Origin of the sequence: Delftia sp. Cs1-4, from assembly GCF_000214395.1 — a bacterium.
Taxonomy (GTDB): domain Bacteria; phylum Pseudomonadota; class Gammaproteobacteria; order Burkholderiales; family Burkholderiaceae_C; genus Comamonas; species Comamonas acidovorans.
In genome coordinates this window covers 4,073,795-4,099,806 of record NC_015563.1, presented here as the reverse complement: position 1 = coordinate 4,099,806, position 26,012 = coordinate 4,073,795, and the positions used below count along the sequence as shown (strand labels likewise).

At 67.3% G+C, this 26,012-nt stretch carries 26 protein-coding genes; 15 read left to right on the top strand and 11 right to left on the bottom strand.

The features are described 5' to 3' along the window. The first annotated feature begins 92 nt into the window (after positions 1–92). The 4 genes from gstA (at position 93) to DELCS14_RS17890 (ending at position 5,090) form a co-directional block, all read left to right on the top strand. Positions 93–725, top strand: a complete 633-nt coding sequence (gene gstA / locus DELCS14_RS17905) for a glutathione transferase GstA (RefSeq protein ID WP_013802923.1) — start codon at positions 93–95, stop codon at positions 723–725. A 204-nt stretch (positions 726–929) separates the two neighbouring features. Further along, positions 930–1,466 carry a sigma-70 family RNA polymerase sigma factor gene (locus DELCS14_RS17900; RefSeq protein WP_043796297.1) on the top strand — a complete coding sequence of 179 codons (537 nt, stop codon included), beginning with the start codon at positions 930–932 and terminating at the stop codon, positions 1,464–1,466. Further along, positions 1,456–2,505 (top strand): FecR domain-containing protein, encoded by a 1,050-nt coding sequence (locus DELCS14_RS17895; protein ID WP_228676787.1) that lies wholly within the window; start codon positions 1,456–1,458, stop codon positions 2,503–2,505. Before DELCS14_RS17900 ends, DELCS14_RS17895 begins: the two co-directional genes overlap by 11 nt. 98 nt (positions 2,506–2,603) lie before the next feature. Beyond that, a complete protein-coding gene (locus DELCS14_RS17890; RefSeq protein WP_013802920.1) occupies positions 2,604–5,090 on the top strand; it encodes a TonB-dependent siderophore receptor in 2,487 nt (828 codons plus the stop codon). Positions 5,091–5,146: 56 nt separating this feature from the next. On the opposite strand, the gene DELCS14_RS17885 is transcribed toward DELCS14_RS17890, so the two are convergent. From DELCS14_RS17885 to DELCS14_RS17870, 5 genes are all read right to left on the bottom strand, one after another. Next, positions 5,147–6,157, bottom strand: a complete 1,011-nt coding sequence (locus tag DELCS14_RS17885; protein WP_013802919.1) for a hypothetical protein — start codon at positions 6,155–6,157, stop codon at positions 5,147–5,149. A gap of 76 nt (positions 6,158–6,233) precedes the next feature. Continuing rightward, positions 6,234–7,547: a hypothetical protein gene (locus DELCS14_RS17880; protein WP_013802918.1), complete on the bottom strand. Its 1,314-nt coding sequence runs from the start codon at positions 7,545–7,547 to the stop codon at positions 6,234–6,236. A gap of 449 nt (positions 7,548–7,996) precedes the next feature. Continuing rightward, the gene (locus DELCS14_RS17875; protein ID WP_013802917.1) at positions 7,997–8,488 is read right to left on the bottom strand and encodes a LuxR C-terminal-related transcriptional regulator; all 492 of its coding nucleotides are present in this window, start codon (positions 8,486–8,488) and stop codon (positions 7,997–7,999) included. A 378-nt stretch (positions 8,489–8,866) separates the two neighbouring features. After that, positions 8,867–9,082 carry a hypothetical protein gene (locus DELCS14_RS30730; RefSeq protein WP_157158297.1) on the bottom strand — a complete coding sequence of 72 codons (216 nt, stop codon included), beginning with the start codon at positions 9,080–9,082 and terminating at the stop codon, positions 8,867–8,869. 97 nt (positions 9,083–9,179) lie between these two features. After that, positions 9,180–9,722, bottom strand: a complete 543-nt coding sequence (locus DELCS14_RS17870; protein WP_013802916.1) for a MarR family transcriptional regulator — start codon at positions 9,720–9,722, stop codon at positions 9,180–9,182. Between the two features lie 61 nt (positions 9,723–9,783). Between DELCS14_RS17870 and DELCS14_RS17865 the strand changes: the two genes are divergently transcribed. The 4 genes from DELCS14_RS17865 (at position 9,784) to DELCS14_RS17850 (ending at position 12,651) form a co-directional block, all read left to right on the top strand. Continuing rightward, positions 9,784–10,683 (top strand): EamA family transporter, encoded by a 900-nt coding sequence (locus DELCS14_RS17865; protein WP_013802915.1) that lies wholly within the window; start codon positions 9,784–9,786, stop codon positions 10,681–10,683. Positions 10,684–10,727: 44 nt separating this feature from the next. Further along, positions 10,728–11,363, top strand: a complete 636-nt coding sequence (locus tag DELCS14_RS17860) for a nitroreductase family protein (protein WP_012204946.1) — start codon at positions 10,728–10,730, stop codon at positions 11,361–11,363. Positions 11,364–11,438: 75 nt separating this feature from the next. Then, positions 11,439–12,062, top strand: a complete 624-nt coding sequence (locus tag DELCS14_RS17855) for a dihydrofolate reductase family protein (RefSeq protein WP_013802914.1) — start codon at positions 11,439–11,441, stop codon at positions 12,060–12,062. Further along, the gene (locus DELCS14_RS17850) at positions 12,055–12,651 is read left to right on the top strand and encodes a TetR/AcrR family transcriptional regulator (protein WP_013802913.1); all 597 of its coding nucleotides are present in this window, start codon (positions 12,055–12,057) and stop codon (positions 12,649–12,651) included. The genes DELCS14_RS17855 and DELCS14_RS17850 overlap by 8 nt, the downstream gene beginning before the upstream one ends. Here DELCS14_RS17850 and DELCS14_RS17845 read toward each other — a convergent pair. Next, complete coding sequence (locus DELCS14_RS17845; RefSeq protein WP_013802912.1) at positions 12,648–13,319, bottom strand: metalloregulator ArsR/SmtB family transcription factor; 672 nt, start codon at positions 13,317–13,319, stop codon at positions 12,648–12,650. The genes DELCS14_RS17850 and DELCS14_RS17845 overlap by 4 nt on opposite strands. Positions 13,320–13,433: 114 nt before the next feature. On the opposite strand from DELCS14_RS17845, the gene DELCS14_RS17840 reads away from it, so the two are divergent. Beyond that, positions 13,434–13,934, top strand: a complete 501-nt coding sequence (locus DELCS14_RS17840; RefSeq protein ID WP_013802911.1) for a DUF2938 domain-containing protein — start codon at positions 13,434–13,436, stop codon at positions 13,932–13,934. Positions 13,935–13,953: 19 nt separating this feature from the next. Here the strand turns inward: DELCS14_RS17840 and DELCS14_RS17835 are convergent, their stop codons facing one another. Next, complete coding sequence (locus DELCS14_RS17835; RefSeq protein WP_043796809.1) at positions 13,954–14,841, bottom strand: LysR family transcriptional regulator; 888 nt, start codon at positions 14,839–14,841, stop codon at positions 13,954–13,956. Positions 14,842–14,980: 139 nt separating this feature from the next. Between DELCS14_RS17835 and DELCS14_RS17830 the strand changes: the two genes are divergently transcribed. Beyond that, positions 14,981–16,534, top strand: a complete 1,554-nt coding sequence (locus DELCS14_RS17830) for an MFS transporter (RefSeq protein ID WP_013802909.1) — start codon at positions 14,981–14,983, stop codon at positions 16,532–16,534. On the opposite strand, the gene DELCS14_RS17825 is transcribed toward DELCS14_RS17830, so the two are convergent. Further along, the gene (locus DELCS14_RS17825; protein ID WP_013802908.1) at positions 16,527–16,886 is read right to left on the bottom strand and encodes a hypothetical protein; all 360 of its coding nucleotides are present in this window, start codon (positions 16,884–16,886) and stop codon (positions 16,527–16,529) included. The two genes, DELCS14_RS17830 and DELCS14_RS17825, sit on opposite strands and share 8 nt — an antisense overlap. 247 nt (positions 16,887–17,133) lie before the next feature. Here DELCS14_RS17825 and nikR point away from each other — a divergent pair, with 247 nt between their 5' ends. The 3 genes from nikR to DELCS14_RS17810 all read left to right on the top strand — a co-directional run bounded on the left by nikR (position 17,134) and on the right by DELCS14_RS17810 (position 20,506). Then, positions 17,134–17,628 carry a nickel-responsive transcriptional regulator NikR gene (gene nikR, locus DELCS14_RS17820; protein ID WP_043796807.1) on the top strand — a complete coding sequence of 165 codons (495 nt, stop codon included), beginning with the start codon at positions 17,134–17,136 and terminating at the stop codon, positions 17,626–17,628. A 127-nt stretch (positions 17,629–17,755) separates the two neighbouring features. After that, complete coding sequence (locus DELCS14_RS17815) at positions 17,756–19,780, top strand: TonB-dependent receptor (RefSeq protein WP_228676786.1); 2,025 nt, start codon at positions 17,756–17,758, stop codon at positions 19,778–19,780. Between the two features lie 9 nt (positions 19,781–19,789). Continuing rightward, the gene (locus tag DELCS14_RS17810; RefSeq protein WP_013802905.1) at positions 19,790–20,506 is read left to right on the top strand and encodes a DUF4198 domain-containing protein; all 717 of its coding nucleotides are present in this window, start codon (positions 19,790–19,792) and stop codon (positions 20,504–20,506) included. A gap of 63 nt (positions 20,507–20,569) precedes the next feature. Here the strand turns inward: DELCS14_RS17810 and DELCS14_RS17805 are convergent, their stop codons facing one another. Further along, a complete protein-coding gene (locus tag DELCS14_RS17805) occupies positions 20,570–21,592 on the bottom strand; it encodes a tripartite tricarboxylate transporter substrate binding protein (RefSeq protein ID WP_013802904.1) in 1,023 nt (340 codons plus the stop codon). Next, complete coding sequence (locus tag DELCS14_RS17800; protein ID WP_013802903.1) at positions 21,589–22,911, bottom strand: arylsulfatase; 1,323 nt, start codon at positions 22,909–22,911, stop codon at positions 21,589–21,591. The genes DELCS14_RS17805 and DELCS14_RS17800 overlap by 4 nt, the downstream gene beginning before the upstream one ends. 150 nt (positions 22,912–23,061) lie before the next feature. On the opposite strand from DELCS14_RS17800, the gene DELCS14_RS17795 reads away from it, so the two are divergent. After that, positions 23,062–23,958 (top strand): LysR family transcriptional regulator, encoded by an 897-nt coding sequence (locus DELCS14_RS17795; RefSeq protein ID WP_013802902.1) that lies wholly within the window; start codon positions 23,062–23,064, stop codon positions 23,956–23,958. A gap of 56 nt (positions 23,959–24,014) precedes the next feature. On the opposite strand, the gene DELCS14_RS17790 is transcribed toward DELCS14_RS17795, so the two are convergent. Further along, positions 24,015–25,313: a D-amino acid dehydrogenase gene (locus tag DELCS14_RS17790; protein WP_013802901.1), complete on the bottom strand. Its 1,299-nt coding sequence runs from the start codon at positions 25,311–25,313 to the stop codon at positions 24,015–24,017. A gap of 114 nt (positions 25,314–25,427) precedes the next feature. Here DELCS14_RS17790 and DELCS14_RS17785 point away from each other — a divergent pair, with 114 nt between their 5' ends. Continuing rightward, positions 25,428–25,913: a winged helix-turn-helix transcriptional regulator gene (locus DELCS14_RS17785; protein WP_013802900.1), complete on the top strand. Its 486-nt coding sequence runs from the start codon at positions 25,428–25,430 to the stop codon at positions 25,911–25,913. Positions 25,914–26,012: the final 99 nt, after the last annotated feature.

The window sequence follows — 26,012 nt, the reverse complement described above, 5'->3', positions numbered from 1 at the left end:
TGCCTTCTTCCAGATTTATCCCTGGTGCATGACATTGGCCAGGGGCTGTGCCTGAACGCACAGGCCTCTTGTTCCATCACCAGAGAAATTCCATGAAGCTGTATTACCTGCCGGGCGCCTGTTCGCTGGCGCCGCACATTGTCCTGAACGAGCTGGGGCTTGATTTCCAACTGGTCCGGGTGGACCACAAGACCCACCAGACGGAAGACGGCAGGGACTTCCGTGCGCTCAGCCCGTTTGGCTATGTCCCCCTGCTGGAATTGAACGACGGCAGCCTGCTGCGGGAAGGGCCCGCCGTCCTGCAGTACCTGGCGGACCTGCGGCCTGCGTCGCTTCTGGCGCCGGCCCATGGCAGCCTGGAGCGCTATCGGCTGCAGGAGTGGCTGGCCTTTCTGAATTCGGAAATCCACAAGGGCTTCATCCCGCTGCTGTATGCGGTGGCAGCGGGAAAGTACGGCGTGGAGACGGCCAGGCCCAAGCTGGAGCAGCGGTATGCCTGGGTGAACGCGCAGCTGGCCGGCAAGCGCTATCTGATGGGCGATGGCTTCACCGTGGCCGATGCCTATCTGTACGCGCTTACGCAGTGGGGGCAGGCGCCGTGGCTGGAGTCGGTCTACAAGACGAGCATTCGCTTCGATGGCCTGGAGCATCTTGCAGACTGGTACGCGCGGATGCGGGAGCGGCCTGCCGTGCGCCAGTCGCTGCAGGCGGAAGGTCTGCGATAGGGCGGGGCAGGGCACATGGCGGTGCGCTGGACTGGCTTGGCCGTATCCGCCGCACCGTTGCCCGCCGGTCCATGCCTGCCACCGCGCCCGTTGCGGGCACGCCGCAGACTGATACGCATGCGTCCTGTCTCGATAGAATGCGTTTCATTCTCAATTCCGCCGCTGCGGCTGCCGCCTTGCCCCGGGCGCAGCGCAGAAGAAACCGTGTCTTCCACCGAATCCGCGCTGCAGCAACGCATGGCTGCCCTTTATGCCGACCACCATGGCTGGTTGCGCGGCTGGCTGCGGCGCAGGGTGGGCAATGCGTTTGATGCGGCCGATGTGGCGCATGACACGTTTGTGCGCATCCTGGCGTCGCGCGATGTGCTGCTGGGCATGGCGGAGCCACGCGCCTACCTGACGACCACGGCCAGGCGGCTGCTGGTGGACCGGGCGCGGCGCCAGGCCATGGCGCAGGCCTATCTGGATGAGCTGGCGCTGGTGGCGCAAAGCCTGCCCGGCTATCCGGCGCCCGAAGAAATCCTGATGGCGGTGCAGGCGCTGGAGCAGATTGGCGCTGCGCTGGAGGGGCTGGCCGAGCGCCCGCGCGAGGCGTTTCTGCGCCACTACCTGGACGAGCAGCCGCAGGCCGAGATTGCACAGGGCCTGGGTGTTTCCACGCGCATGGTGCAGAAGTACCTGGTGCAGGCGCTGCTGCACTGCCGCGCCCATTGCCCTGCCGTGGCCGAGCATGTCCGGTAGAGCGGAGCGCATGCCCGGCGCAGGGCCGGATGACGATGCCCTGGCCGAGCAGGCGGCGCAGTGGCTTGTGGCGCTGACGGGCGATGACGAGGCCGAATGCGCCACGGCCCGCGCGGGCTTTGAAGCATGGAAGCGTGCCGACCCGCGCCATGCGGCCGCCGCCCTGGACATGGAGCAGTTTCTGGACCGCCTGCAGGCTGCGCGCAGCGGCCCGGCCGGCAGCCGGCCAGCCCGTGCGGCGCTGGATGCGTCGGGCAGCGCTGGAAGAAAGCAGGATGGGCAGACACGCCGTGCTCGGCGCACGCGGCGTGCCGGTGCGGCCCTGATGCTGGCTGCCGTGCTGGCCCTGCCGGCATGGGTGGCATTGCAGGCCTGGCCACCGGGCTATCTGATGGCGGACCTGCGCACGGCCACAGGCCAGTGGCAGACCCGGGCGCTGGCGGATGGCACGCGCATCACGCTGGCAAGCGGCAGCGCGGTGAACCTGCGTTATGACGAGCAGCGCCGCACGGTGGAGCTGGTGCAGGGCGAGATTCTGGTCGATGTGGCCCGTGATGCATCGCGCCCCTTTGTGGTGGAGACCGCGCAGGGCAGCCTGCGTGCGTTGGGCACGCGCTTTGTGGTGGACCGGCAGGCCGATGCCACGGTGTTGAGCGTGCTGGAGTCGCGCGTGGCGGCGCAGGCCGCTGCGGGCGGCCAGGACTCCGCCACGGTGGATGCCGGCCAGCGCGTGCGCATCACGGACCACGGCCTGGGGTCCGTGCAGGCCATGGACGCCCGGGGCCTGGCGGATGCCTGGCGCCAGCACCAGCTGGTGGTGAGCGACCAGCCGCTGGCCGAGGTGCTGGATGCGCTGGCCCGCCACCGGCCTGGCCATATCCGCTACGACAGCGCACAGATCCACCACCTGCGCGTGAGCGCCGTGCTGCCGCTTGACGATACGGACCGCGCGCTGCAGCTGCTGATGAGCAGTTTTCCCGAGCTGCGCATTCGCACGTTGACGCCGTGGCTGGTGCTGGTGGATGCGCCTGGGGGCTGAAGTTTTTTTCAGTTTTTTTGCCGGGCCGGTTCGTCTTTGCGAAGTTCGTGCGTCAAGCCTTGGAAGACACCAACGAACCAAGGAAGGAATCCTCCGCCATGCCATTGCCTACCCACAGGGGCCGCGCCCGCCGTCTGCCGCTACCGATGCCGCTGCCGGGGCTGTTCTCCAGGCTTGCCATAGCCGCTGCGGTCGCCACGCTGGCGGCTGCGGGAACGGGCGCTGCATGGGCGCAGGCCCCGGCACTGGCCGTGGTCTATGACGTGCCGGCCGGCCCGCTGGCCGATGCGCTCAACCGCTTTGCGCTGCAGGCGGGCGTGGCCATTGCCATCGATGCCAATCAGTTGCGCGGCCTGCGCTCCCCCGGGCTGCAGGGCCGCCATGGCGTGGAAGAAGGCTTTGGCGTACTGCTGCGTGGCAGCGGCTATGCGCTGGCCAGGACGGCCAGTGGCTATGTGCTGCGGGCGGCGCCCCAGCCCGCGCCTGCGGCGCCATCCCCCTCGGCCCAGGAGGTGCCGCGCCTGCCCACGGTGACCGTGAGCGGAGAGGTGGATGCCGAGACGGCCACGGGGCCGGTGCCCGGCTATGTGGCCCGGCGCAGCGCCACGGCCACCAAGACCGATACGCCGCTGGAGGAGACGCCGCAGTCGATCTCGGTGGTGACTTCGGATTTCATCAACGCCAGCGGGGCGCTGCGGCTCAAGGATGCTCTGGCCTATACGCCGGGCATCAATGTGTCACCCTGGGGTGCGGATTCGCGCTTTGACTGGACCATCATCCGCGGCTTTGATGCGCAGACGCCCGGCTACTACCTGGACGGCCTGCCGCTGCGCAACAACAACGGCTGGGCCGTGTGGCAGACGGAGAACTACGGCACGGAGCGCATCGAGGTGCTGCGCGGCCCATCCTCGGTGCTGTATGGGCAGACGGGGCCGGGCGGCATGGTCAACGTGGTCAGCAAGCGGCCCACGGGCGAGCCGCTGCGTGAGCTGCAGGTGCAGGTGGGTAACCATGGGCGGCGCCAGGTGGGCGGGGATTTTGCGGGGGCGCTGGATGCGCAGGGCACGCTGCAGTACCGCGTGACCGGCATGGTGCGCGATGCCGAGCTGCAGGCCAGCGGCCTGCCCAATGACCGGGTGTACCTGGCGCCTTCGCTGACGTGGAAGCCCTCCACCGATACCTCGCTGACCGTGCTGGCGCACTATCTGCGCATACGCGATGGCAGCTCCTACGGCAGCTTTCCCGAGGTGGGCACGCTGCTGCCCAATCCCAACGGCAAGTTCTCGCCGGGCACCTATGTGGGCGAGCCGGGATTCGACCATTTCAATCAGGACCAGTGGATGCTGGGCTATCTGTTCGAGCACCGCCTGAACGACACCTGGACGCTGCGCCAGAACGCGCGCTACGGCGCCATCAAGGTGGACTACCAGCAGGTCTACAACCAGAGCGATTTCGCCACCGTCAACCCTGCCGATCCGCTGGACCCGGCCAATTTCCGGCGGCTCAACCGCTTTCCGTTCGGCAGCAAGGAGCGGGCGCGGCTGCTGACCATCGACAACCAGGCCCAGGCCAAGCTGCGGCTGGGCGATTGGCAGCACACGTTTCTGGCGGGGCTGGACTACCAGGGCTCGCGCAATGACCAGCGCACCTACAACGCGGGCACGGTGTCGGGCATCGACGGCTATGCGCCGGTGTATACGAACGATGTGGTGCCCGGTGATCCCTGGTTCGACGCCCGCACGCGGCTGACACAGACGGGCATCTACCTGCAGGACCAGATCAAGTGGAGCGACTGGGTGGCTACGGTGGGCGGCCGTTATGACAGCGCCTCGGCCACGGTGAGCAGCCATATCGACGGCAGCCGCACGCGCATCAACGACCACAAGTTCACCAGCCGCGCGGGACTGGTCTATCTGCACCCCAGCGGCTGGGCGCCCTATGTGAGCTATTCCGAGTCGTTCTCGCCCACGGTGACCATGGACCCGGAGACCAATACGCCGCTCAAGCCCGAAACCGGGCGCCAGTACGAGGCCGGCGTGCGCTATGTGCCGACAGATGGAAAAGGCCGCTACAGCGCCGCCATCTTCGATCTGCGCCGCAGGAACTACATCACCTACACGCCGGAGTTCCTGCCCCGGCAGACCGGCGAGATTGCGGTGCGCGGGCTGGAGCTGGAGGCCGCGTTCCAGCCGCTGAAGAACCTGAACGTGATCGCGGCCTATACCTATACGCCCAAGGCCATCGTCACGGCCAGCAGCACGCCTTCGGAGATCGGCAAGCAGATGCAGGCGGTGTCGCGCAACCAGCTGTCGGTATGGGCCGACTACCGCTTCGCAACCGGCCTGCGGGTGGGGATTGGAGCGCGCTACATGGGCTCCAACCGCGGCTACCAGGAATCGGCAGCGGCCCCGCTGCCTTCGTACACGGTGGTGGATGCCCTGGTCGCCTACGACCTGCAGCGCTGGAGCCTGGCGCTGAACCTGCGCAACCTGGGCAACAAGGCCTATCTGAGCAACTGCAGCGCAGGCAGCTGCCGCTACGGCGAGCTGCGGCAGGCAGTGGCCACGGCCACCTACCGCTGGTAGGCGGGGGCTGGGGTGACGGTGGACATGACGGTGGATATGGCGGTGGACGTGACGAATCACGCCAAGGTTTCAAGGCTCACGGCCACGATGACGGGGGCAGGGTCCGTGTTCACGAGGCGCAAGGCCTGGTTTGGCTGTCCGTCTCCGCGTGCGCGCTGAACCGTCACACCCATGGCCTGCACGGTGTCAGCCTCATCCAGCGTCTGGCGCAGCGATGCGGGGATAGGCGCTGCGGCAGTGAAGTCGAAGCGGGGCTTCAACGCGACGTAGAAAGTTGACACACGGCACGCCATCAGGCCGCCAGGCCCGAAGAATACGCCTGCATCCGGCACCAGGCCGCGACCCAGCGCCACCATCGAGGCGTCGTACCAGCTGCCGGGGTAGATCGGCACTTGGTCCCAGCATTCAGAGGTGATCGTGACCGTCTCCAGCGAAGCTGCGGGTAGCGCAAGGACGCGGCCGGAAGCGTCCAGGGCCTGCAGGGAAGCCGGAGCCTGCGGCCCTGCGCCGGATGTGTCGTTGAGATTCAAGCGCAAGGTGCCGGGGTTTGCGATCGTGCCGACAGCCACTGCTGCGCTCCACTCCGACGAACTCTTGGGCAGTGTCCAGATCGGTTTCCACTGGAGGTAGCCGGTCTCGTACACCTTGGTCCATCCCACCGGAGTGGGCGAGTATGCAGGTTCGCCCGCAGGCGTTGCCATCTTCTGCATGGCGCCTGCAAGCATCGACTGATAGGGAAATTTGCAGGCTTCGAGTACCTGCAGAAAGGTCTTGTATCCCTGCGAAAAGCTGCGCCCCGACGCTTGGTACAGCGCGCCATTGGCAGTGGACTGGGGCACCGTATCTGCAAAGAGAAACTGCGCGTCGGCCATGGTGCCGGTCACTGGATCCGGCCAGTTCCACGCGGTCACTGGCATCAGCATCTGCCCCCGCACCAGCGGCGCCGAAATGGATGCCGAGCGCTTGAACACCATGCCGGTTTTCGGCCCGCTCGATACGCTTGGGGCCCTTGGGGGCGGAGGCACCAGATCAGCCAGGCCGCCAAGGAACTGATGGATCACGTTCATGAACGCTGTCTCCGGTTGACGGGGGTGGGCGGGGTGGGCGGGACCCGCCAGTCCCGCCCACCCGCTGGTCTTCAGGTCAGTGGATGCCCGGGAAGTCGACGATCACGCCGATGATTTGCGGGTTCACCGAGGTGCTGCTTCCCTTGAAGGTATTGGCCTGTGCGGTGCTCTTGGTGTACTCGGACTGGTGACCGCCCGTGCCACCGAAGGTGAAGGGTCCGATGCGCACACCCGCGCTGGCCTCGAAGGCCTGCTTGTTCTGCTGATAGGTGTTGGCGCTCATCGTGATCTCGAACGAAGGCTTGTAGACGACCAGCAGCTCGGACACCCGTGCCGCGACGATGCCGTTCGGGCCGAACAGGGAGCTCGACCCCGGGCCACCGTTTGCCACCCACGGAGCGACGATGGTGTAGCCCTGGCCGTTCGGCCCCTGCTGTGCCTTGGCCAGCTCGCTCATGAAGCCGCCCGGGTACCAGTCGCCAGGATTCACCTTCACGCGCGTGGAGGACTCGCAGCTGATCTTCACTGCCGAGCTCGAGTCCTGGTTGAACAGGTCGGACTTGCTCCAGCCGCCCGATGCGTTGACGCTCCAGAAGAAGTTGCCAACGCTGGTCGAGCCCTTGGCAAACGAGGACTTGAAGTCGCTGCTCGATTGCGAAGATTTCATCGCGATCGAGAACGCGCCTGCGCTGCCGTTGCTGAGCGATGCGCGCCAGTCCGCGCCGTTCGTGTCGATGTGGAAGTCCGGCTGCCAGCGCAGGATGCCCGCGCCATCCGGCACCTTGGTCCAGCCTGCCGGTGCGTTGTTCGTGGCGGGGTCACCCGACGGCGTCTGCATCATGTCGATGGCGCGCTGCAGATCGCTGGGCATGCTGGCCCGCTCCAGCTCCATCTTCATCTTGACCGCCTGGTTGTAGGCGTTGGTGGCCGCCTGGATGGTGGCAACGTAGGCAGCAGCCTCTGGAGCGTTGCTGATCCACGTGTTGATGTCAGGGTAGCGGGCCGCGAATATGATGCCGCCGTTCTGCTTTGAACTCAGGTAGACCTGGTTCATGTCGCTGTTGGCCTTGACGATCGCATTGCTTTTCTGGACGCACAGGTTGGCCAGCGCTGTCTGATCGGCCTGCTGCTCGGGGCTGACCTTGAATGTCACGTGACCGAAGATCTGGCGAACGGCGTCGAAGAGCGTTGCATCGAGGCTGCCGTACTGACCGATCGCGGACCACTGCGGCATGCCGCTCACGACCTGATAGGCCGCCGCGTCCCATTGCCCGGTTGGAGCCGTGCCCCAGCTGAAGTCCTTGGGGGTGCCAAGCAACTGGAAATTCGGGGTGCCGAGATTATCGACAAGGGCGTTGTACAACTGACTGAACATGGCTTGATCTGACATGGCGTGCAATTCCTGAAATTGAATGAATAGGGAGCGACATGAGGTTTGAAGTCATGAGCGCTTTTCTTTGCCAATGAGAATGATTGCCCGGTATTGGGCCTAAGGCATGGGGTGCCCGGGAGAAATCTCAGGTGGTGACCGCGAAGAGTGGTTCATTGCGGGATACTCCTTTGAGTTGCGTGCAGGAATCCGACACGTGGGCGCCGGGAAGATGCCTCGACGGACGCTGACCGTAGAGGCGAAGAGGTGAAGGGATATGAGCCTTTGCAGCCTTTCAAGGCTCTCGCGGATATTCCATATCAACCGCGCAAACCTGGAATGCACTGGCGCCTGCTGAAGCCGTCATAAGTATTCGTTGGACTCATCATGCCCAATTGCATCAGGAGGATGGAATACTTCCAATGTCGTATTCGGTGGGTACGGACAGGCGATGCACGCTGGTCTGGATATCAGATGCTGCCGCCATTGCGAGTTGCCGTTGGCGCGAATGTCTGCAACTGGGCGGTGCTTGTCAGGCCCAGTTTGCGCAGAATGTTTTCGCGATGCTTGCGTACGGTCAAGTCACTGAGGTAAAGCGAACGTGCGATCTCCTTGCTGGTCTGGCCCGCCAGCACGTGCACCATCACCTCCTGCTCGCGGGGAGACAGAGGGAGCGGTGAGCGGGCAGCGCTCATCCAGCCGTGCCGCCTGGCATGCGTGACGAGTTCTACGGCATTGCGCAGGCCCAGCCGCGTGCACATATTGCTGCGGTGCTTGCGTACCGTGTGTTCGCTGATGCCCAGCTTGTGCGCAATGTCCCTGCAGCCGAGGCCTTTGGCCATCGCTTCGAGTACATCGATTTCGCGCGCGGTGAGCGCAGACGCGATGACTTCATCTGCTGTTGGATGCGCAGCATCGAGATGGCATTCGCTATTTGCTAAAACTATTTCCGATCTATCCATGGTATGTCTCCCATTTTTTATGTGCCGATGCCATAGGGCTATTCCACGCCGAAGCCTCGGCGAGACTGCTTTGCACAGTGCCGTTTGAAAGATTGAATAACTCGCTAAAACGCCTGTTTACCGCCTGAGTAAACTGACGTCATGCCATTCGTGTGAAAATTGTGCGGTAAAGGATCAGCCGGAAAAAGCCTGAACATTGGACGATTGAAAATCGCGCGCATTCAGCCTGTGGCAGCCTTTTGTATCCAAGGCGGGAGATTAGTAAACCATTATCAAGATGGTGTGGTGCGTTGAGGGAGTATCAAAGTCGTTTGAGAATCTGTTATCGCCATTTCACCGTTGGAATGGACATCTTAGTGGAAATCTTTGGTGAAATCATTACATCTGGCTACAAAAACTCGACACCAAGGTTTTTGCAGCAGATTGTGGGAAAGCCAATGGTCTTCTGTGGGTCGCGCTTGCGTGATCAGGATTTTCTGGCATTGCCCAGCCGAGTCCAGGATGCGGGCTGTTGCGCAGGTCTTGAGACATGCGGGCAAGCAATTCCTGCCATGGCTTATCGAGAAGCGGCTGGGTGCCTGCGACGTGCTTCAAGGGAAGCACCTCTTTTGCCAAAAGCGTTCCCGGGTCATGGCGAAGGGCGTGAGCACCACGACCGTCGCCAGTTCCAACGACCTGGATATACGCCAGTTCAGGGGGCAGGGCGGGCGCCCTCGTCAGGCCCGCCCTCCAGCACGCGCAGCAGCAGGGACAGCCGCTGGTCCAGCGCGGCCAGTTCGGCAACGGGCATGGGCGCCAGCATGGCGCGCTCGTTGTCCAGGTGCGCTTCCACGGCGCGGTCTATCAGCTCCAGCCCCTGGTCGGTGAGCTGCACCAGCATGCTGCGCGCGTCCTGCGGGTTGGGCAGGCGCTGCACCAGGCCGCGCGTCTCCAGGCTTTTCATGCGATGGGTCATGGTGCCCGAGGTGACCATGAGCGTGGAAAACAGGGCCGTGGGCGTGAGGCAGAAGGGCGCGCCTGAGCGGCGCAGCGTGGCCAGCACGTCGAATTCCCACATGGTCATGCCGAAGCGGGCAAAGCACTCTTCCAGCCGCTGCTCCAGCAGGGCGGCGCAGCGCTTGATGCGGCCTATGGGGCCCATGGGGCTGGCGTCCAGGTCGGGGCGTTCGCGCGCCCATTGTTCGAGGATGGTGTCTACCCGGTCGGGAAGGCGGGGGAGGGTGGGTTTCGGCATTTGTCTTGATTTTAAGATAAGTCGTGCATAATGGATTTGTCTTGAATTGAAGATAAATGCCATGTCCTCCTCGCCATCCTCTTCTTCCGCACCCTCGGCCATCCCCGCCCTGTCCTGGCGCGACATCCTGCTGACTGCGCTGGCGCCCGCCATCTGGGGCTCCACCTACATCGTCACTTCCGAACTGCTGCCGCCAGACCGTCCGTTCACGGCTGCGCTGATCCGCGTGCTGCCGGCCGGGTTGCTGCTGGTGCTGTTCACGCGGCGGCTGCCTGTGGGCTCGGGCTGGTGGCGGCTGCTGGTGCTGGGCGCGCTGAACATCGGCGTGTTCCAGGCGCTGTTGTTCGTGGCGGCCTACCGGCTGCCGGGCGGGCTGGCGGCCGTGCTGGGGGCCGTGCAGCCACTGCTGGTGATGGCGCTTGCCTGGGGGGTGGACGGGCGCGTCCCCGCGCGGCTGACGCTGTGGGCCGCCGTGGCCGGCATTGCGGGCATGGCAGTGCTGCTGCTGTCGCCGCAGACGGTGTTCGAGCCTGTGGGCATGGCGGCGGCATTGGCGGGCGCGGTGTGCATGGCGGCCGGCACCTGGCTCACGCGGCGCTGGCGCGTGGACTTGCCGGTGCTGGCGCTGACGGGCTGGCAACTGCTGTTTGGTGGGCTGATGCTGCTGCCGCTGGCCTGGTGGGTGGATGCGCCGCTGCCCGCGCTGTCGCCCACCCAGCTGGGCGCCTATGCCTACCTGTGTCTTGCCGGCGCGCTGCTGGCCTATGTGCTGTGGTTTCGCGGCATCGGGCGCCTGCCGTCGGTGGCCGTGTCTTCGCTGGGCCTGCTGAGCCCGCTCACTGCCGTGGTCCTGGGCTGGGCGCTGCTGTCGCAGTCCATGACGGGCATGTCCTTCCTGGGCCTGCTGGTGGTGCTGGCCAGCGTGCTGGCGGTGCAGTGGTCTGCTTCGCGCGGCGCCTGAGTTTCTGGCATCGAGGTTCCTCTTTTTCCCACCGAGCGTTTCACATGACTTCTTCCGAACTTTCCTCCATGCCCATCGGGCAGGCCATCGCTTCGCGCATTTCCGCAGACCGTTTCGAGCCGGGCTGCGCGCTGGCCGATGAGACGCTGGCCGCGCTGGTGGCCCAGGCCTCGCTGTCCCCGTCGGCCTACAACCTGCAGAACTGGCGCTTCATTGCCGTGCGCACACCCGAGGCCAAGGCGCGCCTGAAGGCCGCCGCCTATGGGCAGCAGAAGGTGGAGGACGCCTCTGCAGTCTTCATCGTCTGCGGCACGCTGGCCGCGCATGCGCGGCTGGCGGAGTTCTTGCAGCCCAGTGTGGACGGCGGGCTGATGAGCCAGCGCACGGCCGATGGCTGGGTTGCCCAGGCCCAGGCCGCGCACGCGGACAACCTGCAACTGCAGCGCGACGAGGCTGTGCGCTCGGCCTCGCTGGCGGCCATGACGCTGATGCTGTCCGCCCAGGGCCTGGGGCTGGCCAGCTGCCCCATGGTGGGATTCGATGCGGAACTGCTGGCAGCGGGCTTTGGCCTGCAGGCCCACGAACTGCCCGTGATGCTGGTCGCCGTGGGCCACGCGGCAGGCACGCCACGCCCCCAGAAGGCGCGCAGGCCGCTGGCCGACATCCTGGCCTATGCCTGAGCACGGCCATCGGTAGCCAGGGTGCCGCAGATTAATTATCATACGGTGTATGTTTAATTGGATGGAGAGACTGCCATGGCACCCGACAGGACACCCGCAAAAGCACACGGCAATGCGTTCGGCAATGCATTCGGCAAGGTCTTCATCGCCACTTCGGTCGATGGCTTCATCGCCCGGCCCGATGGTTCGCTGGACTGGCTGCCGGCCGGGGGCGATGGCGGCGAGGACTACGGCTACGCGGCCTTCATGAAGACGGTGGATGGCATCGTCATGGGCCGCTCCACCTACGAAAGCGTGCTCGGCTTCGAGTCCTGGCCGTTCGACAAGCCCGTGGTGGTGATGAGCCGCACGCTGGGCGCGGGCGATGTGCCTGCCCACCTGCGCGGCAAGTTGCGCATCACGTCCGCCCAGCCTGCCCAGCTGGTGGCCGAGCTGCGGGCCGAGGGCTGGGGCAGTGCCTATATCGACGGCGGCGCCGTGATCCGCGCGTTTCTGGCGGCCGGCGAGATTGGCGAGATGACCATCACCCGCGTGCCCGTGCTGATCGGCGCGGGGCGGCCGCTGTTTGGTGATATCGGCTGCGATCTGCGGTTGACGTGCCTGGCCTCCCAGGCCTATCCCAGCGGCATGGTGAGCACGCGCTACCGGGTGGAGGCGGGTGGCCGGGTCATGGTGCGCAACGGTGGCGGCGATGAGTGAGCCGGCTGTATCGGCTGTACCGGCTGTATCGACTGCACAGGCTGCACGGCGCGGGCGCCCCTCGGCCGGGCGCTCGCTCAGCCGCGATCAGGTGCTGGATGCCGGGCTGGCCTTGCTGGAGGCCGTGGGCGCGCAGGGCTTTGGCCTGCGGCCGCTGGCGCGGCAGCTGGGCATTACGCCCATGTCGGTGATCCACCATGTGGGCGACCAGCAGGAATTGATGCGCAGCCTGGTGGAGCGCGTGCATGGCCAGCCGCTGGCCGAACCGCAGCCCGGCCTTGCGCCGGCGCAGCGCGTGCAGGCGCTGCTGGCGGGCTACATGGAGCGCGTGCGCCGCCATCCGGCGCTGACGGTGTGCATTCTGGGCGACCCGGCCCTGTTCACCGATTCGCTGGCCGCCTTCACGCAGCGGCTGCGCGGCGAGGTGCAGCAGTGCGAGCCCGGCGAAAACGAGGGCGCTGCCGCCGTGCTGCTGGACTTGCTGATCGATTACACGCATGGCCATGCGCTGGCTCTGGCCCTGTCGGGCGAGGGCGCGCAGGCCTTGCATGGCCGGTTCGAGCAGGGGCTGGCGCGGCTGCTGCGCTAGGCGCCGGCCTCCACGCGCAGGCCGGCCTGCTGCCAGCCGGTGAAGCCTGCCTCGAAGCGCCGCGCCTCCCGGCCGCTGGCGCGCAGCGCCGTGACGGCATTGGCCGAGAGCACGCAGTACTGGCCACCGCAATAGGCCACGATGTCCTTGTCGGGCGGCAGCGCGTCCAGCTCGCCTTCCAGCGTTTCCAGGGGAATGTTGACGGCCCCGGGCAGGTGGCCCTGGGCGAATTCCGCTGGCGGACGCACGTCCAGCACGATGGTGTCGTCCATCTGCATGCGCTGCAGCAGCTCGTCCAGCGCAACGGCTTGCAGGCGGTCACGCTGGCGCAGGCTGTCGGAGACCACGGCGCGGATCTCGGCGTGGCGGAATCGCAGATAGTCGTGCAGCGCATCGATGATGCCGGTGATGGGCCCGTCACCCAGCCGGTACAGCACATGCTTGCCCTCGCGCCGTGTGAGCACCATGCCCGCGCGCTTGAGGTGCTGCAGGTGCTGGGAGGTGTTGGCCACGGACAGCCCGCACAGCTCGGCCAGGCGCTCCACGGGCTGCTCGCCTTCGGCCGCATGGCTCAGCAAGGTGAGGCGGTGGGCATGACCCAGGGTGCGCGCCAGGTCGGCCAAGTCGGGGAAGGCCTCGATCGGTACAGGGCTGCTTGACGGATTCATGGGGGATAGCCTAGCATCGCGCAAACATTAAATCAATTAATTGAATGTATTGTTCATTGTGCATGCGGTGGCATCCAAGGAGGCCGCTGCAAACCTGCAAGAGAGTGAAGAGACATGCTGGATGTGCCGGAATTCCTGCTGCGCGCCGTGCTGACGGGCGCAGGCGCGACCTTGGTGATGGATGTGTGGGCGCTGCTGCTGCAGCGTCTGTGGGGCGTGCCTTCGCTGGACTACGCCATGGTGGGCCGCTGGCTGGGCCATTTGCCGCGCGGCCGGCTGGTGCATGCCGGAATCGGCCGGTCCGCGCCGGTGGCGGGTGAGAAGGCCCTGGGCTGGGTGGCGCACTATGCGATCGGCGTGGCCTTTGCGGCGGCCCTGCTGGCCCTGGCGGGTGAGGGCTGGGCCCGGGCGCCCACGCTGTGGCCGGCCCTGGCCTGGGGCGTGTTCACCGTGGCCGCACCGTTCCTTGCGCTGCAGCCTTGCATGGGGGCGGGGCTGTTTGCCCGCAAGACACCCAAGCCCGCCGTGGCGCGGCTGCGCAGCCTGATGGCGCACACGGTGTTCGGCCTGGGCCTGTTCATCGCGGCCTGGGCCGTCTCGCAACTGAGGGGCTGAGCGGATGCGCTGACCCGGTTCAGGCAAACAGCCTGTGCGCCATGAATTCGAGAAAGGCCCTGACCTTGGGCGAGAGGTCGCGGCCCGGGGGCCAGACCATCCAGACCGTGCCCTGGGCGTTGGCGGTGAACGGGTCGAGCACGGTCTGCAGCAGGCCCTGCTCCAGCTGGCGGGCCACGGTGAAGTCCGGCAGGCAGGCAATGCCCTGGCCGCGCAGCGCCAGGAAGATGCGCATCTCCACGCTGTTGCAGACCACGCTGGAGGGCAGCGCGGGCGGGGCGGTGTCGTCGTCGTTTCCCAAGGGCCAGCGCTCCAGCCGGCCGGTGGCCGGATAGCGGTAGTGCAGGCATTGGTGGTGGGCCAGGTCGGCAGGTTGCGCCGGCCTGCCATGGCGCTGGAAATAGGCCGGCGAGCCCACCAGCACGCGCCGGAAGCCGCCCAGCCGCCGGTGCTTGAGGCCCGAGTCCTGCAGCGGCGCGGCGCGTATGGCCACGTCAAAGCCGTCGCCGATCACATCGACCAGATGGTCCGAGAAGTTCAGGTCCAGTTCGACTTCGGGGTATTCCAGCAGGAAGTCCGAGAGCGCCTGCTCGAACAAACCGCAGTGGCGTGGCAGGCTGACCTTGAGCCGGCCCTGGGGCCGCTCGCCCGCATGGCGCAGTTCCTGCTGGGCGGCCTCGACCTCGCAGAGGATGCGCCGGCACCGCTCCAGAAAGCGTTCGCCCTCGGCCGTCAGTGCCAGCGTGCGCGTGCTGCGGTTGAACAGGCGCACGCCCAGGCGCTCCTCCAGCCGCGCCACGGCCTTGCCCACGGCCGAGGGCGACAGCCCCAGTTCGCGCGCCACGGCAGAGAAGCCCAGCCGCTCGGCCACGCGCACAAAGAGGCCGATGCTGCCCAGGCTATCTATTTCCATGTGCTGTGTGAAGAGGCGTGTGAAGAAGATGATTTGAGACTCAGGTGTCTCAAGTGTTTGGAAATGAAGATGGATTGTCTCAGATGAAGACGGGCCTACGCTGGCGGTCGTTTCTTGAAATGGCGCACAAACCATGTCTTCCCTCTCTCGCGGCAGCCCCCTCAAATGGCTGCAACTGCTGGCCGTCTGCCTGACGGGGCTGCTGATTCCCCTGAGCTTCACGGGCCCGGCCGTGGCCCTGCCTTCCATCCATGCCGAGCTGGGCGGCACGCCCTCCCAGCTGGGCTGGATCATGAATGCCTACATCCTGAGCTACGGCAGCGCCATGATGGTGGCCGGCAGCCTGACCGACATCCATGGCCGGCGCCGCCTGTGGCTGCTGGGGCTGGCCTGGTTCGGCCTGCTGAGCTTTGGCGTGGGCCTGGCAACCGATCTGCGCTGGGCCGATGGGCTGCGCCTGCTGCAGGGGCTGGGCGGGGCGGTGGCCTTTGCGGCGGCCATGTCCTCGCTGGCGCCGCTGTTCGAGGGCGCGGCGCGCATGCGGGCCTTCAGCCTGCTGGGCACGACCTTTGGCCTGGGCCTGGCCTTCGGCCCCTGGGTGTCTGGCCTGATGGTGGACAGCCTGGGCTGGCGCTGGGTGTTCCATGGGACGGGGCTGGTGGCGCTGCTGGGCCTGCCCATGGTGATGGCCAGCGCGCGGCGCGATGAAGCCGTGTCTGCCGACCGGCCCGACTGGCTGGGCGCAGCCCTGTTCACCCTGGCCCTGGGCGGCTTCACCTACGGCGTGTTGATGGTGTCCGAGCGCGGCTGGCTCCATGCCGAGGTGCTGGGGCCGCTGGCGCTGTCCGCCGTGCTGTTCGTGGTCTTCGTGGCGGTGCAGCGGCGCGTGGCCCGTCCGTTGCTGGATCTGTCGCTGTTTTCGCAGCCACGCTTTCTGGGCGTGCAGCTGCTGGCGGCGTCACCGGCGTTTCTGTTCATCTCTCTGGTGGTCATGCTGCCCGGGCGCTTCATTGGCGTGGAGGGGCTCAGCCCGCTGGCGGCGGGCCGCATGATGGGCTGGCTGGCGGCGCCCTTGCTGGTGGTGCCGCTGCTGGCGGCCCTGCTGGTGGGCCTGTTGTCGCGCTGGATCAGCCCGGGCCGGCTGTCGGCGGCCGGTCTGCTGCTGGCCGCGGCGGGCCTGTGGTGGCTGGCGGCTGCCTTCGGGCAGGGCGCCGGTCCGGCGTTGGCGCTGCCCTTGCTGCTGATAGGCACCGGCATTGGCCTGCCCTGGGGCCTGATGGACGGGCTGGCCGTGAGCACCGTGGCGCCAGACCGCGTGGGCATGGCCACGGGCATCTTCAACACCGTGCGCATCTCGGCGGACGGCGTGGCCCTGGCCGTGGCGGGCGCCGTGCTGTCGGTGCTGGTGGAGGGGCGGCTTGGCGGGCTGTCGCCCGATGCGGGCCTGCGGCGCGAGATGGCCGGGCAGCTGGCCCAGGCCGATCTGGCGCGCGCCGCCCAGGCGCTGCCGGGGCAGGACGGCTTGCTTGCGCAGGTGTACGGCGCGGCCTTCCACGATCTGTTGCTGCTGCTGGCGGGGCTGGCGGTGGTCACGGCGCTGGCCGTGCTGTGGCTGCTGGAGCGCAAGGGCCGGGCCCTGTCTTCCCCGGAGCAACTGGCCCTGCAGGCCGGGCGCATGCTCAGCTAGCAGGCTGCAACTGCACGCCCAGGCGCGAGAACAGGATCTGCCGGCCATCGCCCTGCAGGCGCTGTATCACCATGCCGCCATCGCGGTGCAGGTAGATGCGCAGGGCGCTGCCGTTGCCGGGATCGTGGTCCAGGTAGCAGGGGTCTTTGTCCAGGTCCTTCCAGCCGTGAAAGTCTTCCAGCCGGCGTGTACCGATGCGGCGCAGCTCGGTCTCGGGGGCCGCGAAATAGCTGTGGGTCTGAAGCCACAGCGTGCGCAGCTGCTCGAAGGACTGTTCGCGCGAGGAACAGGCGGGCGCAGCCTCCAGCAGGGACAGCAGCATGTCCAGAAGCTGATCGAATGAATACTGCATGCCGCGCCCCTTTCAGCGATCGACGGTGCGCACTGCGCAACCTCGATCAGGGTAACCGGATATTGCGCGAATGTGAACAAAGCATGACCGTGGTGGTTTGTCGCTATTGCCAGCCTGCGCCGACAGTGATTGGCGCGGGTGTTGCATGCAGGGCACCGGCCTGGATGGCCGGACAATGGCCGGGCACATCCTGCGTGATGCCGACCTTTTTTGTTCCCGCCATTTGTTTCCCCCACTTCTGCTGCCCATGGAACGCTTCACCATCTCCATCGACGACGACCTGGCCCGTGATTTCGACGCATGGATCGCCGCGCGCGGCTACGACAACCGCTCCGAGGCCATCCGCGACGTGCTGCGCGCCCACCTGGCCCAGGTGCGCGAGCGCGAGGACGCCGACGGCCTGTGCGTGGCCAACCTGTCCTATGTCTACAACCACCACGAGCGCGACCTGTCCGAGCGCCTGGCCAGCTTGCAGCATGACCACCACGAACTGCACATGGCCACCACCCACGTGCACCTGGACCATGAGCAGTGCATAGAGACGGTGATGCTGCGCGGCCCGGCCAGCGCCGTGCGGCGATTTGCCGACACCATCACGGCCGAGCGCGGCGTGCACCATGGCCAGCTCAACGTGGTGATGGCGCGCCGGGGGGAGCCTGGCGGGCATGAGCACGCGCAACCCGATCCCCATTCCCATCCGCATCCGCATCCGCATCCCCATTCACACGCTCACGGCGACTGATTGAAGCCAGGGCGGGCGCCTTGCCCAGCCTCTGTCATGCAGGTCGGTATGAAGTTTGCTTTTTTCTTCATACAACTCCTGGACCTGCATGACACATCCTCTGAAATTTCTTTCTCGGCCCTGCGCCTTGCACCAGATTGCGGCGGCCGGCCTGCTGGGCCTGGCCGCCATTCCCCAGGCTGGTGCACAGCAGGCGACGGATGCCTCGGCCAGCCTGCAGCCTGTCGAGGTCAAGGGCCAGACCGCGCGCGGCGCCTCGGCCGCCTACACCACCACGGTGATCGAGGCAGAGGACATCGCCAACGCCCATGTCAGCCATCCGCAGGAGCTGCTGCGCCAGGTGCCCGGCATGAACGTGCAGAACTACCAGCTGTCGGGCGTGGGTGACGCCATCGTCATGCGCGGCTTCGGCGGTGGCGGCCATGGCGGCGACGTGGGCGTGGTGCTGGACGGCATTCCCCTGAACGAGGCCATGTCGCATGCCGACGGCTATGTGGACCTGGGCGTGATCGTGCCGCTGGAGATGGAGCGCATCAGCATCTACAAGGGTCCCGTGTCCGCGCTGTACGGCAACTTCAACCGCGCAGGGCTGATGGCGATAGAGACGCGCAAGCAGGGCGACTACACCCCCTACCGCGAGGCCGACGTGAGCCTGGCCTCGCACGGCACGCTGGACGCTCAGGCGGCGCTGGGGCTGAAGCCGGGCGATGGCGAGTTCCTGAACCTGGCGGCCCAGCACTACCGCACGGACGGTTTCCGCGCGCAGTCGCAAATGCAGCGCAGCACGGCATCCCTGCGCTGGAGCAAGCGGCTTACGCCGCAGCTGGAAGTGGCGCTGTCGGCACGGCTGCACCACGGCGAGGGCGACTCGCCGTCGTACCTGACGGCGGGGCAGTTCGCGCGCGCTCCGCAAGGAATGGACCCGCGCGCCATGAACGATGGCACGCGCAAGAACTTCGCCACGCTGCGGGCCGATGTGCAGTACGCGCTTTCGCCCCGGCTGACCTGGCTGGGCCATGCCTACACCACGCAGCAGAGCTTCACGCGCTGGTTCAGCCGGCCCATCGACGCACTGCAGTGGCGCCAGCGCGAGGAAAGCTATGACCGCGCCGTCTACGGCGCCGGCACCAGCCTCAATGGCCGCCATGTCACGGCGCTGACCCCGCTCAACTGGGTGGCCGGGCTGGAGGCCGTGCGCGAATCCACCGACTACCAGTTCTACGACGGCCTGCAGTGGCGCGAGCGCACGGGCGCAGCCATTGACGACCGCAATTCCAGGCTCAACACCCTCTCGGCCTTTGCCGAGGTGGATGCGCCCGTTCACAGCCTGCTGCAGCTGTCCGCCGGCCTGCGCTGGGATCGCTTCACGGGCGGCTGCCGTCCCAATGGCCCCGAGACGGGCAGCGACCCCTGCGGCCCGCTGGCGCGCACCTCGCATGCCAGCCCCAAGCTGGGCCTGCGCTCGCAGGTGGCGCCCGGCGTGCTGCTGCGCGCCAACTGGTCCGAAGGATTTGCGCTGGCCAGCGATTTCGCCAAGTACGCGCTGGGCGCCGCGCGGCTCGATCCCAACATCTTTCGGCAGACCGAAGTGGGCGCGCAGATCAAGCCCATGCCGGGCCTGGTGCTGGATGTGGCCGCCTATCGCCTGCAGTCCTCGGGCGAGATCCGCAACGTGGCGCCCGGCGTGTACGAGAACTTCGGCGCCACGCGCCGCACGGGCGTGGAGGCCAGCGCGCTGTGGGCCGTGCGCAGGAACCTGGACCTGCAACTGGCCTGGGGCAGCGCCCATTCGCGCGTGACCGAAAACGGCAACCCGGCCCTGGTCGGCAACCAGGTGGCCGGCGTGCCCCGGCAGACCGCCACCGTGGGCCTGGCCTGGCGCCCGCTGGCGCAGTGGGAGGGCACGCTGACCTGGCGCCGCGTGGGCCGCTATGCGGTCACGGCCGACAACAGCGTGTTCTACGGCGGCTACGCCACCTGGGACCTGGGCCTGAGCTGGCGCCTGCCTTCGGCGCGCAGCCGCATCTACGCTGTGGTCTCCAACCTGGGGGACAAGGCCTATGCCACGTCGGCCTCGGTCATCCGCGGCGTGCCGCTGTTCGCGCCCGGCGCGCCGCGCACGCTCAAGGTCGGCGTGCAGACACAGTTTTGAGGAGGAAAAATGAAATCCAACCCCTGTTTCACATCCGTTGCAACCGCCGCATTCGTGGTCCTGCTGGCCTGCGCGCCGCTGGCCCAGGCCCATAACGTCTGGCTGGAGCCCGATGCCGACGGCGCCTACACCGTGCAGTTCGGCGGCCATGAGGGCCAGCTGGAGAACTTTGCGGCCGGCAAGCTCAAGAGCGTTGAGGCCTATGACGCGCGCGGCCGCCGCATCGACGTGGCCGTGCAGCCCGTGCCCGGCGGCGCCCGCGCCACGCCGGCCCGCAAGGCAGCGCTGCTGGCCGCGCATTTCGACAACGGCTTTTTCAGCCGCGTGGGCGAGGGGCCGATGGTCGAAAAGCCCATGACCGAGAACCCCGGTGCCACCAGCGGCGTGCATGCGCTCAAGTTCCACAAGACCATCCTCGAATGGGGCCCGGTCACCCGCGAGAAGCTGGGCCAGACCCTGGAGATCGTCGCCCGGACCCGCCGCTCGCCCCACGCGGGCGAGCCCCAGCAATTCCAGGTGCTGCTGAACGGCCAGCCCCGGGCCGGCGTGCGCGTGTCGCTGGGAGAAAGCGGCCCGCCACTGGCAACCGATGCCGACGGCCTGGTGACCGTCACACCGCGTGCCGGCATGAACCAGCTGCTGGCCATCGTGCGCCTGCCCGTGGCAGGCGATGCGCGCACCACCAGCCTCAGCTACGAATACCTGCTGGGGTTCTCGGCGCATTGAAAGGGGCTGGCGGCCCGGCCCTGCCCGGCGTGGCCCGGCCTGGCGTGGCCCGGCGCTGTGGGGTCAGTCCAGCGCCAGGCGCCGGTCTGCAGCCAGCTTCTTCCACTTGGCGTTGTCCTGGGACATGAAGCGCTGGATCTCGGGCAGGGACATGGGCGTGGCCACGGCCCCGGCGGCCTGCAGCGTGGGGCGCAGCTCCGGCGACTGTATGGCCTGGTTGATCCACTGATTGAGCTGGGCCAGCCGCTCGGGGGGCGTGCCGGAGGGCACGGCCACGGCATACCACTGGGTGGCCTCGTAGCCGGGCACGCCGGCCTCGCGCATGGTCGGTACATCAGGCAGGCTGTCTATGCGCGTGGCGCTGGTCACGGCATAGGCCTTCAGCCGGCCCGACTGGATGTGCGGCAGCACGGGCGTCACGCCCAGCATGGCCAGGGGGATCTGCCCGCCCACCACATCGGTCACGGCCTGGCCGCCGCCCTTGTACGGCACATGCACCATGCTGGTGGCCGCCAGGGCGTTGAGCAGTTCGCCCGCCAGATGCTGGGAGGTGCCCGTGCCCGAACTGGCGTAGCTCCATTGGCCCGGTTTGGCTTTCATGGCGGCTACCAGTTCGCCCAGGCTGCCGGCCGCACCCGGGGCAGGGCCCACCAGCACCATGGCGCCCCGGGCCATCACGGCCACGGCGGTCAGCTCGCGGCCCACCTCGGGCTGGCGTGGGCCGGACAGCTGCGGTCCGGGCACGGAGACCAGGGTCAGGCCATCTGCAGGCGCCTTGGCTGCCGCCTGCAGGCTGATCGCGCCCGAGGCGCCCGGCCGGTTTTCCACCACCACGCTGACACCGGCCCTGGCCTCCAGTTGCCGGGCCACATGGCGGGTCAGCACGTCCAGGCTGCCGCCGGGCGCAAAGCCCACGATCCAGGTGATGGGCTTGCCCTGGGGCGCGTGCGCCGCCGGCTCGGCCGCGCGGGCCGTGGGCAGTGCAAGGGCCAGCAGGGCTGCGGCGGCCAGGGGGCGCAGTGCATGGCGGCGGGTGGTCGGCAGGCGGCCGCTGGCCTGCGGGGCGGGTAGGGGTGCGCAGGTCATTGGTCGGGGGCGCCGGGCGCGGTGTTGGGGTGTGCCTTGCAGCTTTCGTTGAAGCGCTGGACCATGGTCAGCATGGGGTTGAGCACCCAGGTGTTGAAGATCAGCACGTCATGCTCCTCCTTGGGATCGCGCACGATGTTGAACAGGTAGGGGGACTCCAGCTTGCCCTTGCTCTCGTTGACCTCGGGCTCCCAGTAGAAATGCAGCTTCCAGTCGCGCCACTTCGCGGCCCGCAGCTGGTCCTTGATGTAGAAGAGAAAGCCCTCGCGCGCGGACCGGGGCTCGCCCAGCAGGAAGGCCGTCTGGTCCAGACCGTCGATGGGCCGGTCCTGCGGCACGGCAGCGCCCGCCACCGCCGCCAGGGTGGAGAAGATGTCGGTCACGTGCATGATTTCATTGCTGGTGCGCCCGGCCTGGATGCGGCCCGGCCAGCGTGCGATGAAGGGCACGCGCAGGCTGCCCTCCATGGCCGTGTGGTAGGTGCCGCGCCAGGGGCCGGCCGTGCCGCGGTAGGGCTGGCGGAACTCGGGGCCGTTGTCGCTGCAGAAGATGAACAGGGTGTCCTCGCGCAGGCCGAGCCGGTCGATCTCGTCCGAGATCTGGCCCACGCGGTGGTCCATCTCCACCATGGAGTCGGCAAAGTCGCCCTGGCCGGTGCGGCCCGCGAAATCCGCATGCGGCAGCGTGGGAAAGTGCAGGTGCACCAGGGGCAGGTACAGGAAGAAGCGGCGGTCCCGGCCGTGGTTGCGGCGCATGAAGTCCAGCGAGCGCTCCACCAGCTCGGCATCGATGTTGCGCCGCGATTCCAGGTCATAGACCTTGACATCGTCCGAGGGCGCGCCCGCGCGGCCTTCCATGATGTGTGGCAGGGGCGCCACCAGGGGGTCGTAGCCCGTGGTCGCGGTGAACTGGCTTTCGTCCGTGGTGCGCGGAATGCCGTACCACTCGTCGAAACCCCGGTCCGAGGGATAACGGCCCGGAATGTCCCCCAGATGCCATTTGCCGAAATGCGCCGTGGCATATCCCTGGGCCGACAGCAACTGCGCCAGCGTGGTCTCGCCGCGCGTCAGGCCCTGGGGCAGCCCGGCCGGCACCGATTGCAGGGCACCCGTGCGGATGGGGTGGCGTCCCGTCATCAGGGCCGAGCGCGTGGGCACGCAGTCGCTTTCCACGTTGAAGTTCTGCAGCAGCAGTCCCTCGCAGGCCAGCTGGTCGATGCGCGGAGTGGGCGCGCCGCGCAGCGCACCGCCGCCGTAGCAGCCCAGCTCGCCCCAGCCCAGGTTGTCCGCGACGATGAGCACGATGTTTGGTGGGTTCATGATGTGGCTCAAAAAGTTTCCATGCCAAAACTCTAGCCACAAGCCCTGTCTTGGTGATAACCAAACCAGCGAAAATCGATGCACATCTGGAATGGCTTTGCTCGGCAAGGTAGCAAGCTTTCTCGTTTTTCTTCGTTGACAAGGAATGGCATGACGGGATTTGCCTATAACGAGCTGGCCTGCTTTCTGGCCGTGGCCGAGCATGGCCATTTCGGGCGTGCGGCCGCTGCCCTGCAACTGACACAGCCGGCCGTCTCCAAGATCGTGCGCCGCGTGGAGCAGGGGGTGGGAGCGGCGCTGTTCACGCGCGGAACGCATGGCGTGGCGCTGACCAGCAGCGGCCAGCTGTTCATGGAGCCCGCGCGCCAACTGGTGCTGCGGCATGAGGAGACGATGCGCGCCGCCAGCGACATCCAGGCCCAGCATGTGGGCCTGATCCGCCTGGGCTTCACGCAGGCCACTTCGGAAAGCCGCGCCACCCGGGCCGTGGCCGAGCTGCTGCGTCGCCGCCCCGGCCTGCGCGTGCGGCTGACCGTGGGCAAGTCCGACGACCTGGAGCGCGCGCTGCTTGACGGCAGCCTGGACCTGGCCGTGGTGCCGTCCTACCCGGGCCATGCCACGCGCTGCGCCCAGGTGGTCATCGGCGAGGACGAGCTATGGGCCGCCGCACGGCCGCGCCACCCGCTGTTCCAGCTGGCGCTGGAGCAGGGCCTGAGGTTCGGGCATTTGCAGGGCTACTCCTGGGCCTTGCCGGCACCGGGCGCCGCCGTGCGCAAGGTGGTGGACGAGGCCTTCGCGGCCCAGGGCCTGGGCGCGCCCACCGTGGCCCTGGAGATCCAGCACAACACCGAGGCCACCATCGACATCGTGGGCCAGACCGATCTGCTGTGCTACGTGCCCAGCCATGTGCTGCGCAGCAATCCCGAGCGCCTGCAGTCCCTGCCCATCCCCGAGCTGCGCACGCGCCGCAGCTGGCTTCTCATCAGCCACCCCAAGGCCCATTGGTCGCCGCTGATGTCCGCGCTGCGGGACCTGACGCTGGGGTAGCGGCCCGTTCAGCAGGGCCGGGGCAGGCCGCCTCAAGTGTTCAAGGTGTCTTGCGCTCAGGCGGACACGGGGGTGGAGCTGCCCCCCAGGTGCCGGGCCGGTCGGTGCGTGTAGCGGTCCAGGGCCAGGCCGTCCGTGCTGATTTCCGGGCTGCGGCCGGTGATCAGGTCGGCGATCAGGCGGCCCGAGCCGCAGGCCATGGTCCAGCCCAGCGTGCCGTGGCCGGTGTTCAGGAACAGGTTGGAGTAGCGCGTGGCGCCGATGATGGGCGTGCCGTCCGGCGTCATGGGCCGCAGCCCGGTCCAGAAGCTGGCGCGCGCCACATCGCCGCCCGGGAACAGGTCGTTGACCACCAGCTCCAGCGTGGCGCGGCGGCGCGGGTCCAGGCGCAGGTCGAACCCGCCCAGCTCGGCCATGCCGCCCACGCGGATGCGGTCGTCAAAGCGGGTGACGGCAATCTTGTAGGTCTCGTCCAGCACGGTGGACTGCGGCGCCAGCGCCGGGTTGCCCAGCGGCACGGTGAGCGAATAGCCCTTGACGGGGTAGACGGGCAGGTCCAGCCCCAGCGGCTCCAGCGCCTGGCGCGAGTAGCTGCCGAAGGCCATCACATAGCGGTCGGCGGTCAGCAGCTCGCCATTGACGCGCACGCCGGCAATGCGGCCGCCTTCGACCACCAGGCCATCCACGTTCTGGTTGAAGCGCAACTCCACGCCCAGGCCGGTGGCGATGCGGGCCAATTCATTGGTGAAGCGGTGGCAGTCGCCGGTCTCGTCCTTGGGCAGGCGCAGGCCGCCCGTCAGCCGGTCGCGCGCCTGGGCCAGGGCGGGTTCCACCTGGGCCAGCTGGTCGCGGTCCAGCAGCTCGAAGGGCACGGCGCATTCGCGCAGCACGGCCACGTCACGCTCCACGGCGTCCAGCTGGGCCTGGGTGCGGAACAGTTGCAAGGTGCCGCCCGTGCGCTGCTCGTAGGCGATGCCGGTGTCGGCGCGCAACTGCTGCAGGCAGCTGCGGCTGTACTCGGCCACGCGCATCATGCGTTCCTTGTTGACGGCGTAGCGCTGGGCAGAGCAGTTGCGCAGCATCTGCGCCATCCAGCGCAGCTGGAACAGGCTGCCGTCCAGGCGCACGGCCAGCGGCGCGTGTTCCTGCAGCATCCACTTCAGGGCCTTGAGCGGAATGCCGGGCGCCGCCCAGGGCGTGGAGTAGCCGGGCGAGACCTGGCCCGCGTTGGCAAAGCTGGTTTCGGACGCGGGCGCATCCTGCCGGTCCAGCACCGTGACCTCGGCACCGGCGCGCGCCAGGTAGTACGCACTGGTCACGCCGATGACACCGCCGCCAAGAACAAGGACTTTCATACGATTCACCGCCAGATCAACAAGATGAAATCAAAGTCTATTGACGATGAGGCAGTGGAAACCACTGAAATATTGCTACTCTCCAGTGATTGATAAGCCCCGGGAATCGCCGCCATGGCCGCCAAAAGTGAAAACCGCGTGCTCGACCGCACCGACCGCAAGATCCTCGACATCCTGCAGCGCGACGGCCGCATCTCCATGACCGATCTCGCCGAGCAGGTCAGCCTCTCGGCCACGCCCTGTTCGGAGCGCGTGCGCCGCCTGGAGCGCGATGGCGTGATCACCGGCTACCACGCCCACCTCTCGCCCGAGGCGCTGGGCAAGACGCTGCTGGTGTTCGTGGAGATCAAGCTCTCGTCCAAGTCGGGCGAGGTCTTCGACAAGGTGCGCCAGGAACTGCTGCACGTGCCCGACGTGCTGGAGTGCTTCCTGGTCTCGGGCAGCTTCGACTACCTGGTCAAGGCCCGCCTGGGCGGCATGCGCGAGTACCGCCGCCTGCTGGGCGACATCCTCAAGAAACTGCCCGTGCCGGCCGAGTCGCACAGCTATGTGGTGATGGAAGAGGTCAAGGAGACGCTGGCGCTGCCTGTGGACCGGTGAGGGTGCCGTCCTCGGCGTTCCAGGTTCGGATCTACCGCCATTCATCACTGTCATTTGCTATTTGAAACTTTTGTCACAATATATTCGATTCAAATTGGG